Source organism: Bradyrhizobium ferriligni (assembly GCF_056837965.1).
The window spans coordinates 18,114-35,203 of record NZ_JBXEJO010000004.1 but is presented as its reverse complement, the minus strand read 5'-3'; the positions used below and the strand labels follow the sequence as shown (position 1 = coordinate 35,203).

The window sequence follows — 17,090 nt, the reverse complement described above, 5'->3', positions numbered from 1 at the left end:
ACTTTAGGCAGCGCCGCCAGATGCATTCTGAGTGACGCCGGCTGTCACCCACCAGACCGCGTCAAATACGGATCCAGGGATCCAGCTAATCGGTCCGCCACTTGTCTGGCAGACAGCGTGGAGTTCTCTTCGGGATGAAGCGAGCCGACGGAATTCACGACCAGCCCACTACAAGCGGCAAGAACAGCTATCGCGATCGCAGCGAGATATTTGGTCCTCATGACGATGGTCCCTTCATCGCCCCATGAACTAACTGGACACTCTCAGAAATGGTTCCCGCGCGCGACGATGGCACGCACTCGGTAAGTCTTGTGGGGATGTCGACCCCGCTCCGGGTTCCTCCGAATGGAACATCGCGTAGTGATTAGAGATCAAAGGAACGAAAGCGCATGCCGGGCTTTAGAGAAACACGAGACCGCCGCTCGCTGGTAAAAAGCCGGCGCATGTCGCGGATAGCCAAAGGTCGCTACCAAAGACCCGCTGTTGTCAAAACGAGCGCTCGCGCAGATAGCCAAAAGCGGCGGTCTCCGGCTCCATTCAAAAGTCGCTGGCCGTGCCTCCATTGAGGTTGCGGAGGGGGCGCTACGGTGCTGGACATGGCTGGCGTTGCCTTTACCGGAACGAGAGCAATAGCATGGACCGTCGCGTTGACCTTGACCACACGCACAGCCGCGCCATCGTTCGAGAGATCGGCGAGAGATTGGGCGCGTCGCTGAAGCCAGAGCCGGGACTACCAGAGGGACTTAGACAGCAAATCGACCGCCTCCGCGAATTGGAGGAGCAATCACCATCGATCATTCCTGCGGCTGAGCGCTGGGACAAGGTTCGCCGATGAGCGAAAGACGGCTCAGCCGAATTGGATGAGCAATGCCATCGGTGAAGCGTCGTGCGTCAAAAATTCTGAATGAGTACGGCGAGGCGCAAGCCGAATTGATCGGTAAAGCCGTCGTCCTTTCCGATGGAAAAGCAGGCACGATCGAGTACGTTTGGCTGGACGAATTGCACGGGCTTCGGATTTCGATCAAAGGTCATGACGGAAGGTGGCCGGTCTCAACCATCAAGATCACGGAGAACTAGTCGCTCGGCCGCGCGCTGCACAGCACGATCCTTTCAGATCAGTCCAATCAAGATGAAAAGAGCGATTTCGGCCAGGAAAGTGACGCTCATGATCGCGACCGTAAGGAACACGTCGCTCGCCGAGAGAGGGTTCATGAATGCCTCGCATCTTGCGAAGCCCCAAGAGTAAATCATCAGGCCAGAAAATGTTTCGCTTTCAAACGAAACGGCGCGAGATGCGAGCGGCGCGGACATCCGAGGCGGCCTAATAAAGGCAAAGCCGCTTAGGGTGACAAGCGGCGGTCGAGGATCGTTGACGAGAAGTCCGGACTGCACCCAACACCGGACCAGTCGGAGGCGGCGAAGCTGGTCCACAAGGCGACATCCCCGCGGTCTACGCCGCGTGCCCGCATTTCCTCTCGGAAGCGATATCCCAGATGAGTCCACGCCCTGGGTTCAATTGCATCCGCGAACAACCTGCGCTCCCTCTCCGGTTGCGGGAGGATGCAGCGAATGCCGCCGGCCGATTCAACCTGAATTCATCGCGGCTTGGCGCTGCGAGGCGGCACTTGCACTATTTCGGAATAGTAGAAAAATACCCCTGAGTTGCCCGACGTGTCAAGTTGCTTTTCGAACGCCGGCAGCCGCCGGCTCCTTTGCATGGGGTTGTTTTCGATATTTTGGAGGCGCACACCTGCAGCAGGGAGCACCTAAGCGGATCGCGAGCGACGGCTGTGCCGCCAGCGCCACAACAGCGCAATGAGGGCCACGAGCACGAGTCCGGTGGCCACAGCCTTGGCGGTGAACCGCCCGCCGGGCCAGTCGATCAGGCGAGTCCACAACGATGCCCCCTCGCCCTGACGCGGCAGACGAAATGCCACCACGCTGTCGCCGATCGATGTGCCGGCCTCGGAATGGCCGCCGGCGCCGATCGCGACGTACTGCTCGCCCCTCCAGAGATAGGTCATCGGATTGGCGACGCCGGGCACCGGAAGCCGGCCGAGCCAAAGCTGTTTGCCCGACCTGGCATCGAACGCGCGCAGATAGGCATCCATCGCGCCGGTGAACACGAGGCCGCCCGCGGTGATCGCGACGCCGTTGACCAGCGGCGTGCCGGTATTGAGCGCGATGCCGAGCGGCGCGAGATCCTCGCTGGTGCCGACCGACGCATGCCAGAGGATCTTGCCGGCCTTGAGATCGACCGCCACCGTCTCGCCCCATGGCGGCTTGTTGCAGGGCGACCCGACCGCCGACTTCGCCAGCGCCCGCGACATCGCGAACGGTGCGCCTTCCTGCTGGCCGAATTCATGACCCGGCGGCGGATTGAAGCCCTTGGCCTGGTCGCGCGGAATCAGTGTGACGATGTGCGCCGCATGGCTGACATTGGCGTAGAGGACCTGATTGATCGGATCGAACGCCGCGCCGCCCCAGTTCACACCGCCGCCGGTCATCGGATAGATCACAGTGCCTTGCGTCGACGGCGGCGTGTAAAGGCCCTCATTGCGGGATTGCGCGAGCAGCGTCTCGCAGGCCGCGCTCCCGGTGCCCGGCAGCAGGCCGGCGACATCGTCGGCCGTCATCCGCTGCGTTAGCAGCGGCGGCACGTGGGTCGGGAACGGCTGCGTCGGCGAAAGCCTCTCGCCCTCGGCGCCGTTCTGCGGCACCGCGCGCTCCTCGACCGGCCACACCGGCTGGCCGGTGTCGCGATCGAGCACGAAGACAAAGCCCTGCTTGGTCGGCTGGATCACGACGTCGTGCTGACCATCGCCGGTGTCGATCCGCGCCAGCGTCGGCTGCGCCGGCAGGTCGTAGTCCCAGACGTCGTGATGCACGGTCTGGAATGCCCATGCGAGCTCGCCGGTCTCGATCCGCAGCGCGACCACGGAATTGGCGTGCTCGTCGTTGCCGGGGCGCTTGCCGCCCCAGAAGTCCGGACTGGGCGAAGTCGTCGGCAGGAACACCAGGCCGCGCTCCTCGTCCACCGACATCGGCGCCCAGACATTGCTGTGGCCGGCCTCGACGCCATTGTGCATGAGCGGATCGAAGCTCCAGCGCGGCTGGCCGGTCCGCGCATCGAAGGCGCGCACCGCGCCGAGCGGCGCGTCGACCCGCCGGTTGTCGCCGATCGCGGACCCGACCACGACCACGCCGCGTCCCGTCACCGGCGCCGACGTGATCTGAAACTCGCCCGGCCATTCCAGCTTCATCCCAACGTCGATCTTGATCTCGCCACCGTTGCCGAAATCGGCGCAGGGCTTGCCGGTTCTGGCATCGAGCGCGATCAGGCGCCTGTCGTTGGTGCCGGTGAAGATGCGCGACTTGCAGGCCGCGCCTTCCGCCGCACGATCGTCCGTCCAGTGCGCGACGCCGCGGCAGACAAAGCGATTGGCCGGCCGTTGCGCCATGCTGATCTTCGGATCGAAACGCCATTTCTGCGCACCGGTGCCGGGATCAAGCGCGATCACTTCGTTGAGCGGCGTGCAGAGGATCAGGCTGTCCTCGACGAACAGCGGCGTCACCTCGAACTTGGTGCGCTTCATCACCTCGGGCGGGCGGGTATCGAGATCGCCGGTGCGGAATTCCCAGCCGCGCACCAGCGTGCCGACATTGTCTGATGTGATCTGCGCTAGTGGCGAGAAGCGCTGTCCGCCGCGGTCGCCGCCCCAATACTCCCAGGCGCGCGCCGGCTGACTACACAGCAGCAGCGCGGCAAGCAGGCAAAACAGCGACCGCATCGCGTCCTCCCCCAAGATGCGATCATCAGGCGCCGCATCTTATGCGGGGAAAGCCTTTACGCGATCGGCGCGTCAGTATCCACCCCGGCGATAGCCGCCGCCGTAGTTGCCGCGATAACCACCGCCGCCACCGATGCCGATGCCGATCCCGATTCCGATCGGCGGTCCGGCAGGCTCATAGACCACGGCTGGAGGCGGACGGCGCACCACCACGACGTCGTCCTCGACGACGACGCGCGGCGGGCGCTTGCCCGCGCGCCGCGGCGGATCGGGATCGGCACGCTTTTTCACCGGCACGTTGGCCCTCTGCTGCAGCGGCTGTTGCGGCGGCGCGGCGTTGCAGGGACACGTCGGCGCCGCTAGCGCGACGTTGGTCGCGGGCACACTGAGCGCGACGGCGGGTGCCGGATCGGGACGGTAGCGCAGCCGTTCGATCATCTTGCGCGCGGTCGCTGTCAGGTCGGTGTCAGGATATTGCGCGAGGAAGCCGCGATAGGCCGCCGCCGTGTTGGCGAGAACAGCACTATTCCACGACACCATGCGGCGATGCCGGTCGAGCCAGTCGCGTGCCTGCAGGCCGTGTCGCGTACCTGCGAAGATCGCGGCGAAGGCCTCATAGGATTCGTCGGTGCCGTCGACCACCATCAGCTCATTCGCGGCCTCGATCGGCTTGCCCTGCAATTCGCGCTTCCATTCGTCGACGCTGCGTTTGGCTGGGGCCGGCGTCGGCGTGGCCGCCGGCGACGCCGCAGCACCCGCCATGAAACGGAAGTCGTCGGTGAGCGAGGACGAGTCCCACGGCGTCTGGCGGCCGTCGGTTGCCTTGTTCACCGCGAGGCGAACGCGCTTGAAGGTGTCCTCGATCGGGATGCCCGGCTCCTTGGCCGAGGCCAGCAACGCGGTCGTGTAGGGGCTGTTGGCGCCGCTGCCGTCCTCGGCTTCCGCGCCCGGCGAGGTCGAGAACGAGACAAACGTGCCGGGCGAGCCGACCTTGGCATCGACGATGGCGAGCCCATGCCCCGCGGTCTTGCTGAGCTCCGGGAATGGATTGTTGCGGCAGGCATCGAGCAGCACGATGCGCATCCGGCTCGGCACCGAGGTCAGCGTATTCAGGACGTCGTTGAGCCGAACCGCCTGGATCGGGATATCAGCCTCGCGCTTCGGATCGACATCGACCGGCACCAGATAGTTCTCGCCGTCGATCTGCAGGCCATGCCCGGCATAGAACACCAGCGCCACGGTGTCGGCGCCCTTCGCCGCCACCTGGCCGGCGAAATCGCTGAGCCGTGCGCGCATCTCGTCCTGCGACAGGTCCGATGCGGCCGTCACTGCAAATCCGGCATCGGTCAGCATCTGCGACACAGCCTTGGCGTCGTTGGCCGGATTCGGCAGCGCGGGCACCGACTTGTAGGCCGACTGCCCGATCACCAGCGCCAGCCGGTTTTCCGCCGACGCCGGCACGACGCCGAGCAGGATCGCTGCCGGAACGATCAGGCTGAGGAGCGAACGGCGAAGCATGGCGGCCTCCGACAATGACATCGAAGATGGGTCGGAGGCCGTCAGACCAAGGTTCATGCCGTGCGGCAATCTGCTGCCGAGCGACGCCGCTTCGGATGTCGAATGGCCGCAGAGACCTCGCGAACCCGGCTATTTCGGCTTCTTGGCCGGATCCGCTGCCGGCTTGGTGACGCCCCAGGGATCGTATTTCTCCTTGGGCTCAGGGATCCGATCGAGCGCGGCCTTGTAGGCCTTCTCGTCGACCTTTGGCTTCTGCTCCGTCTTCGTATCGCCCCCACCGCCCCCTCGCCGGCCCTGGGCCAGCGTGGGTGTCGCGAGCAGCGCCAGAATGACGGCAGCAACCGTGAAGCGTTTCATGTCAGTCTGTCTCCCCCGCCGCCGCAGCAACATCCGGTAATACCTCTACCCCAACGATAACTTGTCGCTCGACATTTGTTGATCGACAAAGCGCCGCGCGATGCGAATTCAGCGCCACCAGGGGGGCGCAATCTTGGCGGCGGCACATTAAATTCGCTCAATGGGACAGGGACAAGTACATCTGGCGGCGCTGCTGGCCGGCGCCGCCTTCATATTGAGTGGCTGCGGGCTGGCGGACAGCCACGCGGTGTGGCCGGAGGCCTTGAAGGTCAAGGCTACAGAGCCGGCCCCGCTCGAGACGCCTCCGGACGTCAAACGGCTGGTCGCGGGCAAGCTGGATTCGGTGTTCACGGCCGGTTCACAGCCGACCCATGTGCGGGTCTCCGCCCCGCTGCACGACCCGCGCGGCACCGGCTGGACCGCCTGCGTGCGCGCCGAGCTGACATCGGTGATCGGCAAGCCGCTGGGGACGCAGACCTATCGCGTCTTCATCAACGACGGCGCGATCTTCGATCGCCGGCAGGTGGAGGCCGACGACAATTGCGTGACGCAGAATTACGAACCGGTCGAGAGCACCGTTGCGGCGGAAGCGCAGCGGAGCGCCAAACCCTAGCGCTTGAGCCGGCGAGCCGGCCAGGCCGGCGCGCACCGGGTATGCTGAACGGCCCGTTAACACGACCGCTCAAATTGCCTGATGGCCTCAACGGCATTTTCCATTTCTTTCCGCTAGCGTTGCCCTGACGAACGCAAGGCCCAATCAGCCTCGCGGACTGGGGAAACAGCGACGTGGCCGATATTGCTGACCAGGCAATGATCCACCGTGCATCGCGCAGGGATGCCACGGACGATCGCACGTTGCCGCCGCTGTCGGCCGCGCCGCTCAATGCATGGCGTGCGCTTGCCGCGCGCGCGATCGAGGCCAATGGCTACTATCAGCCCGACTGGGAATTGGCGGTCGATGCCTCCGCGCGCGGCCGCACCGGCGCGGCGCTGCTCAGCGCCGCCGGCGATGCCGGGCAATTGATCGGGCTGTTGCCTGTCGTTCCGATGCGGCGGATCTACCGCATCCCCATGCCCGCGCTAGTCGGCGCCGAACCTTATGGCACGCTGTGCACGCCGCTGCTCGACCGCGACGCCGCCGAGGAAGCGGTGGGCAAGATGCTGCGGCAGGCGCGCAATGCGGGCGCGCATGCGCTGATCCTGCGCACCATGTCGCTCGAGGGCCCGGCCATGGCGGCGATCCGCGCGGTGCTGGCGCGAGACGGGTTGCAGCCGCGCGTGCTGAGCGCCTATCAGCGCGCCCAGCTGGATGCGACGCGCGATGCCGAGGAATTGTTGCGCGACGCGCTCGGGCCTAAGAAGCTGAAGGAGCTGCGCCGTCAGCACCATCGCCTGTCCGACCATGGCGCGGTGCGCTTCTCTGTCGCCCGCACGCCGCACGAGGTTGCGATGGCGCTCGAGACTTTCCTTGTCCTCGAAGCCGGTGGCTGGAAAGGAGAGCGCGGCACGGCGCTCAGCCAGCATGCCGGCGATGCGGCCTTCATCCGCCGCGCGACGTCGACGATGGCCGAAGCCGGCCGCTGCGAGATCATCACGCTGCATGCGGGCGAAAAGCCGGTCGCGGGCGGCATCGTGGTGCGCCACCAGGACCGCGCCTTCTTCTTCAAGATCGGCGTCGACGAGCGCTTTGCGAAACATTCGCCCGGCGCGCAGTTGACGCTGGAGCTGACGCGCCATCTCTGCGCCGATCCCGCGATCAATTCGGCCGATTCCACCGCGGCGCCGGGCCACCCCATGATCGACCCGATCTGGCGCGGCCGCTTCGCGATCGGCGACGTCTTGCTGCCGCTGCGACGCCGCGATCCGCTGGTGCCGGCCATTCACGCCGCGCTGACCCTGAACAAATTCGCCTACGAAGGCGCGCGCGACGCCGTGCGCTTCATCCGTAGCCGGCGCGGCAAGTCCGGATAATGCGGTTTACCCTTTCGTAGGCATGCAGACACATCGGGAAACAAGTGGCTGCCGCCGTCAGGTTGGTGTCAGCTGGCCCGACTAGCGTTGCGGCGCGCTGGTTCTCAGACGGCGCGCGCCCTTGCTTCGAAAGCCTCATCTGATGGAAACATCGGATGAGGCTTTTTGCCCGCGCTCTCGACGTCCCGACGCCAAACGAAAGGCCGCCTCAACGCGGCCTCTCTGTCTTGCGGGACAACACGGCTCGTCGCGACGCGAATGATCGCCTCCGTCACTGCAACGGCGAGTGCGGTGCCGGCAGCATGATGGTCGAGTGCATTTCCTCGAGCACCTGCGTGCCCTTGCTCAAAAATTCCAGCCAGGCCGGATCCTTCATCGCGTTGCCGCGTGCGGCGGCGCGGGCGTTGAGATCGGGATAGGCCCAGATGTGGCAGACCTCGTTGGGCTGCCCGGCTTCGGTGGTCCAGAGACCGACGATCTTGGAGTATTTCTCGCGCTCCGGCATCACGCCGGTGATCAGATCGAGCCATTGCTTGGCGCCGCCGACCGGCTTGGCGCGATAGTTGCGGAATTCGTAGATGTTGCCTGATGTCGCCGGCGCCACCGGCGGGATGACAGCATTGAGCAGCCGCACCTCCTGCCGCACCAGCAGCGGACGGATCACCGGAATATACTCGCCGGTCCAGCGCGGATTCTTGGCGAGCTCGGCGCGCAGCCGGGTCCGCTCGTTGAGATCGGCGTAGCTCCACATATGCATGACCTGATTGAGCGGACCGATCTCGGTGATCCAGTAGCCTTCCAGCTTGCCGAAATTGTCGGCGCGGATATCGCGCGAGATCGTGCTCGCCGCCTTCACCATCTCGCCGACGGCGCCTGGACGTACCGTGTAGGTGCGCAGCTCATAGATCATGATGGTCTCCCTGATTGTTTCCGATGGATGATGTGGGCAAACGAAAAAGCCCGGCATGAGCCGGGCTTTTGATGTGGACTGCGGACTACTGCGCCGCCTGCGCGTTGATCTCTGCCGAGACCTGGCGGATGGCGCGGGCGAGCTGCTCGGCCGGCTGGGCGCCGGACACCGCGTATTTCTGCGCAAACACGAAGGTCGGCACGCCCGAAATCCCCTTCTCGGCGGCTTCCTGGGCCTGCGCCGAGACCAGCGCGACATCTTCGTCGGTGGCAAGACGCTTGCGCACGTCGTCGGCATCGAGCCCGACGTCGCTTGCTGCCTGCACCAGCACGTTGCTGTCGGTGAGATCGCCGCCGTCGCGGAAATACAGCTCCATCAGCCGTTGCTTCATCTCGGCCGCCTTGCCCTTGGCCTCGGCCCAGTGAATCAGGCGATGGCAGTCGATCGTGTTGGGCTGCCGCTTGACGAGCTCGGGATGGTAGGTGAGCCCCTCCTCATTGGCGGCGGCGACCACGCGGCCAGCGATGCCCTTGTAGGCATCGACCGAACCGAACTTGGCGGTGAGATATTCCTCGCGGCTGATGCCCTCGCGCGGCACCCAGTTGTTGAGGAAGAACGGCCGCCAGTGCACCTCGACCGGCACATCGGGCACCAGCTTGAGCGCATCCTCGATGCGATGCTTGCCGATATAGCACCAGGGGCAAACGACGTCGGAGACGATGTCGAGGCGAAGCGGCTTCAGATCGCTCATGGCGGGGTTCCCGGCGGAAATGGAACCCCAAAGGTAGGCCGAAAGCGTCCCGAGACAAGCCGCTATTTCATACTGGCTGCCATCTGCCGCATCCGCTCGGCGGTCAGCTCATCGGCCGGGAAGAAGGTCTCCAGCGCCAGTTCCTGCAGCGTGATGTCGACCGGCGTGCCGAACACCATTGTGGTCGAGATGAAGCTCAGGATTTCGCCATTGAGGCGGAGCTTGAAGGGAAGCGCGACGTTGTTGTCGGTGGTGATCGGGGCCGACCGCGCCGGGATCGGATAGGACTTCAGGTCCTGATAGAGCTTGAGCAGCTCCGGATCGGCCGTTGCCTCGCATTGCCGATGCAGCCGCTCCAGAAGATGCGCGGCCCATTCCGCGAGGTTCACGGTGCGCGGCGCGAGGCCCTCGGGGTGGAAGGCAAGCCGCAGGATGTTGAAGGGCTGGCCGAGCAGCCGCTGCGGCACGCCCTCGAGCAGCGGCGCCACCATGCGGTTGGCAGAGACCAGATTCCAGTGCCGGTCATAGGCCAGCGCCGGATTGGGCTCGTGCGCCTTCAGCACCAGGTTGATGGCCTCGCGCGCCGATTTCAGCGCCGGATCATCCAGCGAGCGTTGCGGGAATGCGGGCGCGAAACCCGCGGCGACCAGCAGCACGTTGCGTTCGCGTAGGGGCACGTCGAGGCGCTCCGCCAGTTTGAGGACCATGTCGCGCGACGGCGCCGAGCGGCCGGTCTCGACGAAGCTCAGATGCCGCGCCGAGATCTCGGCATCGACGGCAAGGTCGAGCTGGCTGAGATGGCGGCGCTGCCGCCACTCGCGCAGGTGCTCGCCGATCGGGACGGGTTTTGCGGGCTCGGCCCGCGCCATGGATGCATGTGCGTTCATGGTGCAAAACCTACCATGCGAAATTCGCCCGTTCCATTACATGCGAGGTAATCGAATTGGCGCGCCGGCCGGCTCATCTTCCACGGCACAGGAGATGACCATGCTGATGCTGTCCCTTGTCCGCGCCCTCGCCGTCCTGCTGCCGTGGCTGGTCCATCTGGCCACCTGGCTGCTGGCGCGCTCGCTCAACATGCCGCAGCCGTTCGTGCACGCAACCGGCGTGTTCGTGTTCGCGCAGGTCTATGCGGTCGAGATGAGGGTCGGCAAGGCGCTGTGTCCGCTCCGGCTGTGGCGTCAGCTGCAGTCGCTGTTCCGCTGACCACCCCCATCCCAACCAGAGGAGACCGTGCCATGATCCATTCGTCCCAGCTGCTGCGCCGCGCTTTGCTTGCCGATGCCGTCTTCAGTGGCGTATCCGCCATAGCGATGGTGCTCGACGCCGACGCGCTGGCATCGCTGCTCGGCTTGCCGGAAGCGCTGCTGCGCGAGACCGGGCTGTTCCTGATCGCCTATACGGCGCTGGTCGGCTGGCTCGGCACGCGCATGTCGGTGCCGAAGCCGCTGGTGATGCTGGTGGTCGTCGGCAACGCGGCCTGGACGCTCGCCAGCATCGCGCTGCTGCTGTCGGGCGCGGTGTCGCCGAACCTCTTCGGGACCATCGTGATCCTCGCCCAGGCGATCGCCACCGGCGTGTTCGCCGAGCTGCAATATGTCGGGCTGCGCCGCAGCGGTGAAGCGGTCGCGGCGTAAACTGAACGCCAGACGTGACGAGCGGCCGTCGCGGCAAACGCGGCGGCCGTTTCTGTCAGCTCAGCACCACCGCGACGATCATGCCGGCAAAGGTCAGCGCCAGGCCGATGATCAGCATCGGCACCAGGCTGCTGCCGGAAAACGGATCGGCCTGATCCTGATGAAACCATGCGCTGTCGACGGCGCGCGCGATTGCCTTCGCCCTGTTCCTCATTGCACTGCTCCTGCTTCGCTTCGCCTGTAACGCTCGCCAACCGCCAGCATCACGCCCTGCCCGCTGGCGACGCCCATCTCGAGGCTCGAGGCGATGCGCCGCGCGCGATCGATGAAATGCGCCGCGGCCGCCGGCGGGCACAGCTCGGCTGCGGTCGCCTCGAACAGTTCGAGCCAGCGGTCGAAATGCGCGGCGTCGATCGGCAGCGGCATATGCTTGACCATCGGCGTGCCGTGATAGCGCCCGGTCATCAGCGCGACCGAGGACCAGAACGCGCACATCTGGGCCAGGTGCGGCGCCCAATTGCTGATCCTGCTCTCGAACACCGGCCCGATCATCGGGTCCTTGCGGACCCCGGCGTAGAAGGCGTGCACCAGCTGCTCGATCATGGCCTCGGTGATCCCAGTCCGCGCGACAATCCCGGCGGTGATCTGCTCGCGGCGCTCTGCTCCTGTCATGGCTCACATCCTAAATAGGTATTTCAAATGCCTATTTAGCCTGCTATAGCTGATCCGCCAAGTGCTGATTTCGAAGGGCTTCCATGCGCCTGACATCGTTCACGGATTTTGCGCTCCGCGCCCTGATGCGGCTGGCCGGCGAGCCGGACCGGTCGTTTGCCACCAGCGAGATCGCGGCCGAATTCGAGATTTCCCGCAATCATCTTGCCAAGGTGGTGCGCGACCTTGCCGAGGCCGGCTTCATTGCCACCCAGCGCGGCGCTGGCGGCGGGTTCTCGCTGGCGCGGCCGGCGGAGACCATCACCCTCGGCGAGGTGGTGCGCGCGCTGGAAGGCAGCAGCGCGCTGGTCGAATGTTTCAGGGATGATGGCGGAGACTGCCTGCTGCTGCCGCGCTGCCGGCTGAAGGCAAAGCTTGCGGCGGCACGCGAGGCCTTCATGCGCGAGCTCGACGGAACGACGCTCGCCGAATGCGCCTACCTGCCGCGTCCCGTCCGCCATCCCGCGAGGGCATCATGACGACGATCGCATTCGCGGACGGCGCGTTCGAGGTTGACGCCAATATCATCGCCGAAGGCCTCGGTATCGCGGTTCCGCTGCTGCAGGCCGGGATGCGCTCGGGCGCGATCACGACGCGCTCGGAGCGCGGGCTCGACGCTGATCAGGGGCGCCATCGCCTCACATTCTTCTCGGGGAGCAAGCGTTTCCGTCTCGTCATCGACGAGCACGGCACGATCATCCAGCGCTCGACGCTGGATTTCGGCAATTCCCCGTTGCCACGCGCGGCGCACCGGCCGAGCGGCTAGAGCGTTTTCGGGCGACGTGGGTATCAGGCGTTCAGTGCCCGAGCGGTGCCCCGCTTCGACGAGGCAGCCTTCTTGCCCGCCGTGTTGATCAGGCTGTGACCATTGAGGTGACTGCCGTTCAGCGCCGTGCCGTTGACGAGCTTGCCGTTTGCTTTGGCAGCCTTCTTCGCCTTCCGCTGCCTGGCCCGCTCCTCGGCGAGCTTCTCGGCCTTGCGCTGTGCTTTCCGCTCGGCCCTTTCCTTCAGCCGCACCCGCTCCGCCCTCGCCTCCGCGCGCTTCTTCTTGCGCTTCCTCTCGCAGGCATCGCACTTACAGCCGATCGGCTTCAGATAGGCTTTGAAATAGTCGGTTCCGTAATCGTAATTGATTTCGTCGCCCGGCTCGATGTCCTTGATGGCGCGGATGAACACCTTGCGCTTGCGTGGGCGAACGTCGGATTCCGCGTTCGGCCTGCAGGCGTGGTTGATATAGCGGGCAACGTTCTCGCGGATCGAGCCGTCGATGGTCCAGCGGTTGGTGAGCTCGAACAGATATTTGTTCTCGATCGCGTCCTCATCCTTCTTCTTCGAGTCGAGCAACGGCCCGAAATAGCGGATGATCTTGGTGCCTTTCTTGATCGGCTTGGTGGCGAAAAGGCCAAGACCGGTACGGGAACGGCCGACGCGATAGGGCTTGTTGGATGATATCGTGGTCATGACGATCAAGGTTACGGCACGCAAGTGCACGCGACAGAAGTTGCGAAGCCGCCCTTCTAGGACGATTCCGCGCGCCTGTCAGGTGTTTCCCGCGTGTCTATTGAACCTTCCCCAGATTGCATATGTCAGACACAAAGTAACGTCCGGATCCCAGGTTTCCCCCTATGAAATACCTTGCTTTTGCAACAGTCGTTATGGCGCTTGCCGGTGCAAATCCTGGTCAGGCCGGCGCTGAGACAATCAGCAGCAGCTACACATCGACCGCGCCGAAGGCCTGCCGCATGATCGGCAAGCCCAGCGAGGAGGACGGCAGCACCACGAGGGTCTGTCCGGGAAAATCCGGGCTTGTGGTGCTGATCAACGAGGGCGATCTGCGCGAAGTGGTCTCGGTCGGCCGAAACCGCGAGGCAGCAGCCAGGGAACCTGCGGCGCAGGCCTGGTTCGGCCCGTTCAGCTCGACCGGCGATACGGTCGAATGGCGTGCAGCCGGCAGCAAGCCGTTTGCGATCATCCAGCGTTGGCAGATCGCCGACAACAGCGAGCAGGACAAGCGCGGCGGCCCCGTCTCGCGGGCGATGCTCGCCGTGACCCGGCTGCCGCCGGGCGATGTCTGTCACGTCGCCTATGTCGACGTCGCGGCCAATCCCAACGCCAACGCGCTGGCGCGACAGGCCGCCGACGATTTCGCCCGCGATTTCAAATGCGGCACGGATACGGTGAAGACGGTCGGACAGAGCGGCCGGACCACGTCGCTTGTGAGGCGCTAGCCCACAGCACTGGTTATTGCCGCGCCGAGCGGCCCGCGGACAATCGCAGCATCGCGGTCAACAACATTTCCGCGGATGTGCCCTCGGGCGACCGATCCAGAATCGTCTTGAGGCGTCCGTCGAGCAGCAGCATGGTGAAACCATGCACCAGCGACCAGGCGGACGCGATCGCGGCCGCTTGGTCCAGCGTAAGCTGCTCCTTGGAAATCTGCTCGTGCCGACTGGCGCCGACGCCGCGGGTCAGCCCTGCGAACGAAGCCTCGGACGCCTCGTGCAGCGACGGCCGCGAATGATCGAGCCGCTCACTGCGGAACATCAGTCCGTACATGCCGGGATGTGCCTGCGCATAGGCAACATAAGCCTTGGCGCTCGCCACGCCCTTCTCGGGCGTCGTGGCCGCCGAGGCGTCAGCAGCCGCCATCGCGAGGCCGAATTGCCGGAAACCGATCGCTGCGAGTTCGCTGAGCAAACCGGTGAGATCGCCGAAATGATGCGTCGGGGCGGCGTGCGACACACCGGCCTCGCGCGCCACCGCACGCAATGTCAGTCCCGCCAATCCATCACGCTCGAGCACGCGCTCGGCGGCCTTCAACAGTGCCTCATGCAGATCGCCGTGATGATACGGCGTGTCGTTGGCGCGGCGCCGTGGGGCAGGACGAGCCGCCGCGGTCCGTGCAACCCGGCGGGTCGGAGCCCGTGCCGGGCGAGTCGCCTTGTTTTCTTTGGATATTCTTGCCATCGGGCCCTTATATGTCGCAATTTTTACACTGTAAAGATTTTGCTTGACGATCGGCGGCGTCATCCCTACTGATATCTTTACGATGTAAAGATCATAATGCAGGGAGATGCGGAATGCTCGACCAGGTCACATCCAATGCGGCGCGCACCAATCTGGCGCCGATCCCATTCGAAGCCGACGCGCCATTCCTGAAGATCTCGGGCGAATTGCCGCGCGAGCTGAACGGCACGCTCTATCGCAACGGTCCCAACCCGCAATTCGAGGCGCCCGGTGCGCACTGGTTCGTCGGCGACGGCATGCTGCACGCCTTCCATCTCGAGAACGGCCGCGCCAGCTACCGCAACCGCTGGGTCCGCACGCCGAAATGGCAGGCCGAGCATGATGCCGGCCGCGCGCTGTTCGGCGGCTTCGGGCGCAAGATGCCGGATGCGCCGGCCACCACGACGACCGACGGCGGCGTCGCCAACACCAACATCATCTTCCATGGCGGCCGGCTGCTCGCACTGGAGGAAGGCCATCTGCCGACCGAGATCGAGCCCGGCACGCTCAATCGCCTCGGCTATTGCGACTACAAGGGTGCAATCTCCGGCCCCTTCACCGCGCATCCGAAGATCGATCCGGTCACCGGCGAGATGGTGTTCTTCGGCTACAACGCCGCAGGCCCGTTGACGCCGGCGCTGTCGTTCGGCGCGGTGAGCTCGTCCGGCGTGGTGACGCGATTCGAACGCTTCGAGGCGCCCTATGCCAGCATGGTGCACGACTTCATCGTCACCGAGAATCATGTGCTGTTTCCGATCCTGCCGATCACCGGCAGCATGCAGCGCGCGATGCGCGGACAGGCGCCCTATGCCTGGGAGCCGGAGAAAGGCGCCTATGTCGGCGTGATGAAGCGCAGCGGCGCGTCAAAGGACATCGTCTGGTTCCGCGCCGAGACCTGCTACGTTTTCCACGTGATGAACGCGTGGGAGGACGGCAACCGCATCATCGCCGACGTGATGCAGTTCGAGGAAGCGCCGCTGTTCAACCATCCCGACGGCTCGCCGACCGACCCGCGCAAGAACCGCGCGCGCTATTGCCGCTGGACCTTCGACCTCTCCGGCAACACCGACCGCTTCACGCAGACCTATCTCGACGACCTCACCGGCGAATTCCCCCGCGTCGACGATCGCCGCGCCGGATTTGCCAGCAATCACGGCTGGTATGCCTGCGCCAACCCCGATCTGCCGATGTTCGGTGCGCTGTCGGGCATCGTGCACGTCGATGGCCGTGGCAAGCGGCTCGGCCACTATCTGCTGCCCGCCGGCGATACGATCTCCGAGCCTGTCTTCGTCGAGCGCGGCGCTGACGCCGCGGAAGGCGACGGCTGGCTGCTCGCGGTGGTCTGGCGCGCCCGCGAAAACCGCAGCGACCTCGCCGTGTTCAACGCGCAAGATGTCGAAGCGGGCCCAACCGCGCTGGTCCATCTCGGCCACCGCGTGCCGGATGGATTCCACGGCAATTGGGTGGGCGCGGAGTAATCGTCGATCGTCCCAGACGTCAGAGCAGCAATTCCTCGCTCGTCATGCCCGGCCTCGTGCCGGGCATCCACGTCTTGGTCGCCACTTGCGGGAAAGACGTGGGTGGCCGGGACATAAGCGAGCGGAAGCGACGCCGCCCGTCAACGGCCATGCCCGGCCACAACGATGCGGGACGGCGAGCGCCAAGTGCGGGAGCCATTTTTATGTCACTGTCATAGCTGGATTTTTTCCAGTCACCTTACGATTTTGACACTGTAAAGATTTCGCTTGACGCTTCCATTGCTCGCCTCTAGGGTATCTTTACGATGTAAAGATCAGCCGATGAGGCTCACCATGACGATCTTCCTGATCCTCGCTCCCTACGGCGCCTTCGCCATGCTGATGCTGGTGACCTCGGCCACGGTGAGCCTGCTCTGTGCCGCCCTGATCTGCCTTGCCGTGATCGCGTTCGATGTCGCACGCGGCCGCAGCATCAAGATCCTCGGCGTCGGTTCGGTGATCGTGTTCGCCGCGGTCGGCCTCTACCTCATCTTCGTCGACGCGACGTCGAGCAGCATCGCGGTGAAGATCGCGGTCGATGCCGGCATGTTGCTGGTGTCGCTCGGCTCGATCATGATCGGCCATCCCTTCACGCGGCAATATGCGCTGGAACAGGTCGATGCCGAAACCGCGAAGCTGCCCGGCTTCATCCACGCCAATTACCTGATCACCGGTGCCTGGACCGTCGCGATGCTGCTCATGCTGATCGGCAACATTGCGGTGCTTTACGTGCCGGCGCTGCCGCTGTGGACGGGCCTCTTGATCGCCTTCGCCGTACGTAACGCGGCGGTGTACTTCACCCACTGGTATCCGCACCATCGCGCGGCCAAGGACGCGGCGCCGCCGGCCGGCGCGCTGCCGTCCCGCTAAACGCTGTCATAACAACATCACCACGATCATCCCGAGGAAACGGAAACCACG

At 64.9% G+C, this 17,090-nt stretch carries 21 protein-coding genes; 10 read left to right on the top strand and 11 right to left on the bottom strand.

Annotated features, from left to right (window positions below):
* Positions 1–867: 867 nt before the first annotated feature.
* Entirely contained in the window at positions 868–1,077 is a 210-nt protein-coding gene (locus AC1VNY_RS03115) for a PRC-barrel domain containing protein (protein ID WP_482404056.1), read from the top strand.
* Between the two features lie 33 nt (positions 1,078–1,110).
* Here AC1VNY_RS03115 and AC1VNY_RS03110 read toward each other — a convergent pair whose 3' ends face one another.
* The 4 genes from AC1VNY_RS03110 to AC1VNY_RS03095 all read right to left on the bottom strand — a co-directional run bounded on the left by AC1VNY_RS03110 (position 1,111) and on the right by AC1VNY_RS03095 (position 5,666).
* Positions 1,111–1,311 carry a hypothetical protein gene (locus AC1VNY_RS03110; protein ID WP_482404055.1) on the bottom strand — a complete coding sequence of 67 codons (201 nt, stop codon included), beginning with the start codon at positions 1,309–1,311 and terminating at the stop codon, positions 1,111–1,113.
* 455 nt (positions 1,312–1,766) lie between these two features.
* Positions 1,767–3,791, bottom strand: coding sequence for a pyrroloquinoline quinone-dependent dehydrogenase (locus AC1VNY_RS03105; protein ID WP_482404054.1), 2,025 nt, complete (start codon positions 3,789–3,791; stop codon positions 1,767–1,769).
* 72 nt (positions 3,792–3,863) lie between these two features.
* Positions 3,864–5,309: a caspase family protein gene (locus AC1VNY_RS03100; protein ID WP_482404053.1), complete on the bottom strand. Its 1,446-nt coding sequence runs from the start codon at positions 5,307–5,309 to the stop codon at positions 3,864–3,866.
* Positions 5,310–5,438: 129 nt separating this feature from the next.
* Complete coding sequence (locus tag AC1VNY_RS03095; RefSeq protein WP_016848541.1) at positions 5,439–5,666, bottom strand: hypothetical protein; 228 nt, start codon at positions 5,664–5,666, stop codon at positions 5,439–5,441.
* A 160-nt stretch (positions 5,667–5,826) separates the two neighbouring features.
* On the opposite strand from AC1VNY_RS03095, the gene AC1VNY_RS03090 reads away from it, so the two are divergent.
* Both AC1VNY_RS03090 and AC1VNY_RS03085 read left to right on the top strand, forming a co-directional pair.
* Complete coding sequence (locus AC1VNY_RS03090; RefSeq protein WP_304496098.1) at positions 5,827–6,279, top strand: hypothetical protein; 453 nt, start codon at positions 5,827–5,829, stop codon at positions 6,277–6,279.
* A gap of 173 nt (positions 6,280–6,452) precedes the next feature.
* Positions 6,453–7,637 (top strand): GNAT family N-acetyltransferase, encoded by a 1,185-nt coding sequence (locus AC1VNY_RS03085; RefSeq protein WP_482404052.1) that lies wholly within the window; start codon positions 6,453–6,455, stop codon positions 7,635–7,637.
* A gap of 271 nt (positions 7,638–7,908) precedes the next feature.
* Here the strand turns inward: AC1VNY_RS03085 and AC1VNY_RS03080 are convergent, their stop codons facing one another.
* The 3 genes from AC1VNY_RS03080 to AC1VNY_RS03070 form a co-directional block, all read right to left on the bottom strand.
* Positions 7,909–8,547: an NIPSNAP family protein gene (locus AC1VNY_RS03080; protein ID WP_461193330.1), complete on the bottom strand. Its 639-nt coding sequence runs from the start codon at positions 8,545–8,547 to the stop codon at positions 7,909–7,911.
* A gap of 85 nt (positions 8,548–8,632) precedes the next feature.
* Positions 8,633–9,298, bottom strand: a complete 666-nt coding sequence (locus AC1VNY_RS03075; protein ID WP_028339838.1) for a DsbA family oxidoreductase — start codon at positions 9,296–9,298, stop codon at positions 8,633–8,635.
* A 62-nt stretch (positions 9,299–9,360) separates the two neighbouring features.
* The gene (locus AC1VNY_RS03070; RefSeq protein WP_038385984.1) at positions 9,361–10,185 is read right to left on the bottom strand and encodes a helix-turn-helix domain-containing protein; all 825 of its coding nucleotides are present in this window, start codon (positions 10,183–10,185) and stop codon (positions 9,361–9,363) included.
* Positions 10,186–10,279: 94 nt separating this feature from the next.
* Here AC1VNY_RS03070 and AC1VNY_RS03065 point away from each other — a divergent pair, with 94 nt between their 5' ends.
* Entirely contained in the window at positions 10,280–10,504 is a 225-nt protein-coding gene (locus tag AC1VNY_RS03065) for a hypothetical protein (RefSeq protein ID WP_482404051.1), read from the top strand.
* 32 nt (positions 10,505–10,536) lie between these two features.
* Entirely contained in the window at positions 10,537–10,935 is a 399-nt protein-coding gene (locus AC1VNY_RS03060; protein ID WP_482404050.1) for a hypothetical protein, read from the top strand.
* 55 nt (positions 10,936–10,990) lie between these two features.
* Here the strand turns inward: AC1VNY_RS03060 and AC1VNY_RS03055 are convergent, their stop codons facing one another.
* Positions 10,991–11,149: a hypothetical protein gene (locus AC1VNY_RS03055; RefSeq protein ID WP_482404049.1), complete on the bottom strand. Its 159-nt coding sequence runs from the start codon at positions 11,147–11,149 to the stop codon at positions 10,991–10,993.
* Complete coding sequence (locus tag AC1VNY_RS03050; RefSeq protein ID WP_482404048.1) at positions 11,146–11,607, bottom strand: group III truncated hemoglobin; 462 nt, start codon at positions 11,605–11,607, stop codon at positions 11,146–11,148. The genes AC1VNY_RS03055 and AC1VNY_RS03050 overlap by 4 nt, the downstream gene beginning before the upstream one ends.
* Before the next feature lie 83 nt (positions 11,608–11,690).
* Between AC1VNY_RS03050 and AC1VNY_RS03045 the strand changes: the two genes are divergently transcribed.
* Together AC1VNY_RS03045 and AC1VNY_RS03040 are read left to right on the top strand one after the other, a co-directional pair.
* Positions 11,691–12,125: an RrF2 family transcriptional regulator gene (locus AC1VNY_RS03045; protein ID WP_482404047.1), complete on the top strand. Its 435-nt coding sequence runs from the start codon at positions 11,691–11,693 to the stop codon at positions 12,123–12,125.
* Positions 12,122–12,412, top strand: a complete 291-nt coding sequence (locus AC1VNY_RS03040) for a DUF6522 family protein (RefSeq protein ID WP_482404046.1) — start codon at positions 12,122–12,124, stop codon at positions 12,410–12,412. Before AC1VNY_RS03045 ends, AC1VNY_RS03040 begins: the two co-directional genes overlap by 4 nt.
* 23 nt (positions 12,413–12,435) lie before the next feature.
* Here AC1VNY_RS03040 and AC1VNY_RS03035 read toward each other — a convergent pair whose 3' ends face one another.
* Positions 12,436–13,107 carry an SET domain-containing protein gene (locus AC1VNY_RS03035; RefSeq protein ID WP_482404045.1) on the bottom strand — a complete coding sequence of 224 codons (672 nt, stop codon included), beginning with the start codon at positions 13,105–13,107 and terminating at the stop codon, positions 12,436–12,438.
* 164 nt (positions 13,108–13,271) lie between these two features.
* On the opposite strand from AC1VNY_RS03035, the gene AC1VNY_RS03030 reads away from it, so the two are divergent.
* Positions 13,272–13,874 (top strand): hypothetical protein, encoded by a 603-nt coding sequence (locus AC1VNY_RS03030; protein ID WP_482404044.1) that lies wholly within the window; start codon positions 13,272–13,274, stop codon positions 13,872–13,874.
* Between the two features lie 13 nt (positions 13,875–13,887).
* On the opposite strand, the gene AC1VNY_RS03025 is transcribed toward AC1VNY_RS03030, so the two are convergent.
* Positions 13,888–14,613: a TetR/AcrR family transcriptional regulator gene (locus AC1VNY_RS03025; protein WP_028339829.1), complete on the bottom strand. Its 726-nt coding sequence runs from the start codon at positions 14,611–14,613 to the stop codon at positions 13,888–13,890.
* Between the two features lie 113 nt (positions 14,614–14,726).
* Here AC1VNY_RS03025 and AC1VNY_RS03020 point away from each other — a divergent pair, with 113 nt between their 5' ends.
* Together AC1VNY_RS03020 and AC1VNY_RS03015 are read left to right on the top strand one after the other, a co-directional pair.
* Positions 14,727–16,130, top strand: a complete 1,404-nt coding sequence (locus AC1VNY_RS03020) for a carotenoid oxygenase family protein (RefSeq protein ID WP_482404043.1) — start codon at positions 14,727–14,729, stop codon at positions 16,128–16,130.
* Between the two features lie 321 nt (positions 16,131–16,451).
* Entirely contained in the window at positions 16,452–17,039 is a 588-nt protein-coding gene (locus AC1VNY_RS03015) for a hypothetical protein (RefSeq protein ID WP_482404042.1), read from the top strand.
* Positions 17,040–17,090: the final 51 nt, after the last annotated feature.

Coding starts and splice junctions, on each gene's coding strand:
- AC1VNY_RS03115 (WP_482404056.1), top strand. CDS start 868: ATGCCATCGGTGAAGCGTCGTGCGTCAAAAATTCTGAATGAGTACGGC.
- AC1VNY_RS03110 (WP_482404055.1), bottom strand. CDS start 1,311: ATGTCCGCGCCGCTCGCATCTCGCGCCGTTTCGTTTGAAAGCGAAACA.
- AC1VNY_RS03105 (WP_482404054.1), bottom strand. CDS start 3,791: ATGCGGTCGCTGTTTTGCCTGCTTGCCGCGCTGCTGCTGTGTAGTCAG.
- AC1VNY_RS03100 (WP_482404053.1), bottom strand. CDS start 5,309: ATGCTTCGCCGTTCGCTCCTCAGCCTGATCGTTCCGGCAGCGATCCTG.
- AC1VNY_RS03095 (WP_016848541.1), bottom strand. CDS start 5,666: ATGAAACGCTTCACGGTTGCTGCCGTCATTCTGGCGCTGCTCGCGACA.
- AC1VNY_RS03090 (WP_304496098.1), top strand. CDS start 5,827: ATGGGACAGGGACAAGTACATCTGGCGGCGCTGCTGGCCGGCGCCGCC.
- AC1VNY_RS03080 (WP_461193330.1), bottom strand. CDS start 8,547: ATGATCTATGAGCTGCGCACCTACACGGTACGTCCAGGCGCCGTCGGC.
- AC1VNY_RS03075 (WP_028339838.1), bottom strand. CDS start 9,298: ATGAGCGATCTGAAGCCGCTTCGCCTCGACATCGTCTCCGACGTCGTT.
- AC1VNY_RS03070 (WP_038385984.1), bottom strand. CDS start 10,185: ATGAACGCACATGCATCCATGGCGCGGGCCGAGCCCGCAAAACCCGTC.
- AC1VNY_RS03065 (WP_482404051.1), top strand. CDS start 10,280: ATGACCATGCTGATGCTGTCCCTTGTCCGCGCCCTCGCCGTCCTGCTG.
- AC1VNY_RS03060 (WP_482404050.1), top strand. CDS start 10,537: ATGATCCATTCGTCCCAGCTGCTGCGCCGCGCTTTGCTTGCCGATGCC.
- AC1VNY_RS03055 (WP_482404049.1), bottom strand. CDS start 11,149: ATGAGGAACAGGGCGAAGGCAATCGCGCGCGCCGTCGACAGCGCATGG.
- AC1VNY_RS03050 (WP_482404048.1), bottom strand. CDS start 11,607: ATGACAGGAGCAGAGCGCCGCGAGCAGATCACCGCCGGGATTGTCGCG.
- AC1VNY_RS03045 (WP_482404047.1), top strand. CDS start 11,691: ATGCGCCTGACATCGTTCACGGATTTTGCGCTCCGCGCCCTGATGCGG.
- AC1VNY_RS03040 (WP_482404046.1), top strand. CDS start 12,122: ATGACGACGATCGCATTCGCGGACGGCGCGTTCGAGGTTGACGCCAAT.
- AC1VNY_RS03035 (WP_482404045.1), bottom strand. CDS start 13,107: ATGACCACGATATCATCCAACAAGCCCTATCGCGTCGGCCGTTCCCGT.
- AC1VNY_RS03030 (WP_482404044.1), top strand. CDS start 13,272: ATGAAATACCTTGCTTTTGCAACAGTCGTTATGGCGCTTGCCGGTGCA.
- AC1VNY_RS03025 (WP_028339829.1), bottom strand. CDS start 14,613: ATGGCAAGAATATCCAAAGAAAACAAGGCGACTCGCCCGGCACGGGCT.
- AC1VNY_RS03020 (WP_482404043.1), top strand. CDS start 14,727: ATGCTCGACCAGGTCACATCCAATGCGGCGCGCACCAATCTGGCGCCG.
- AC1VNY_RS03015 (WP_482404042.1), top strand. CDS start 16,452: ATGAGGCTCACCATGACGATCTTCCTGATCCTCGCTCCCTACGGCGCC.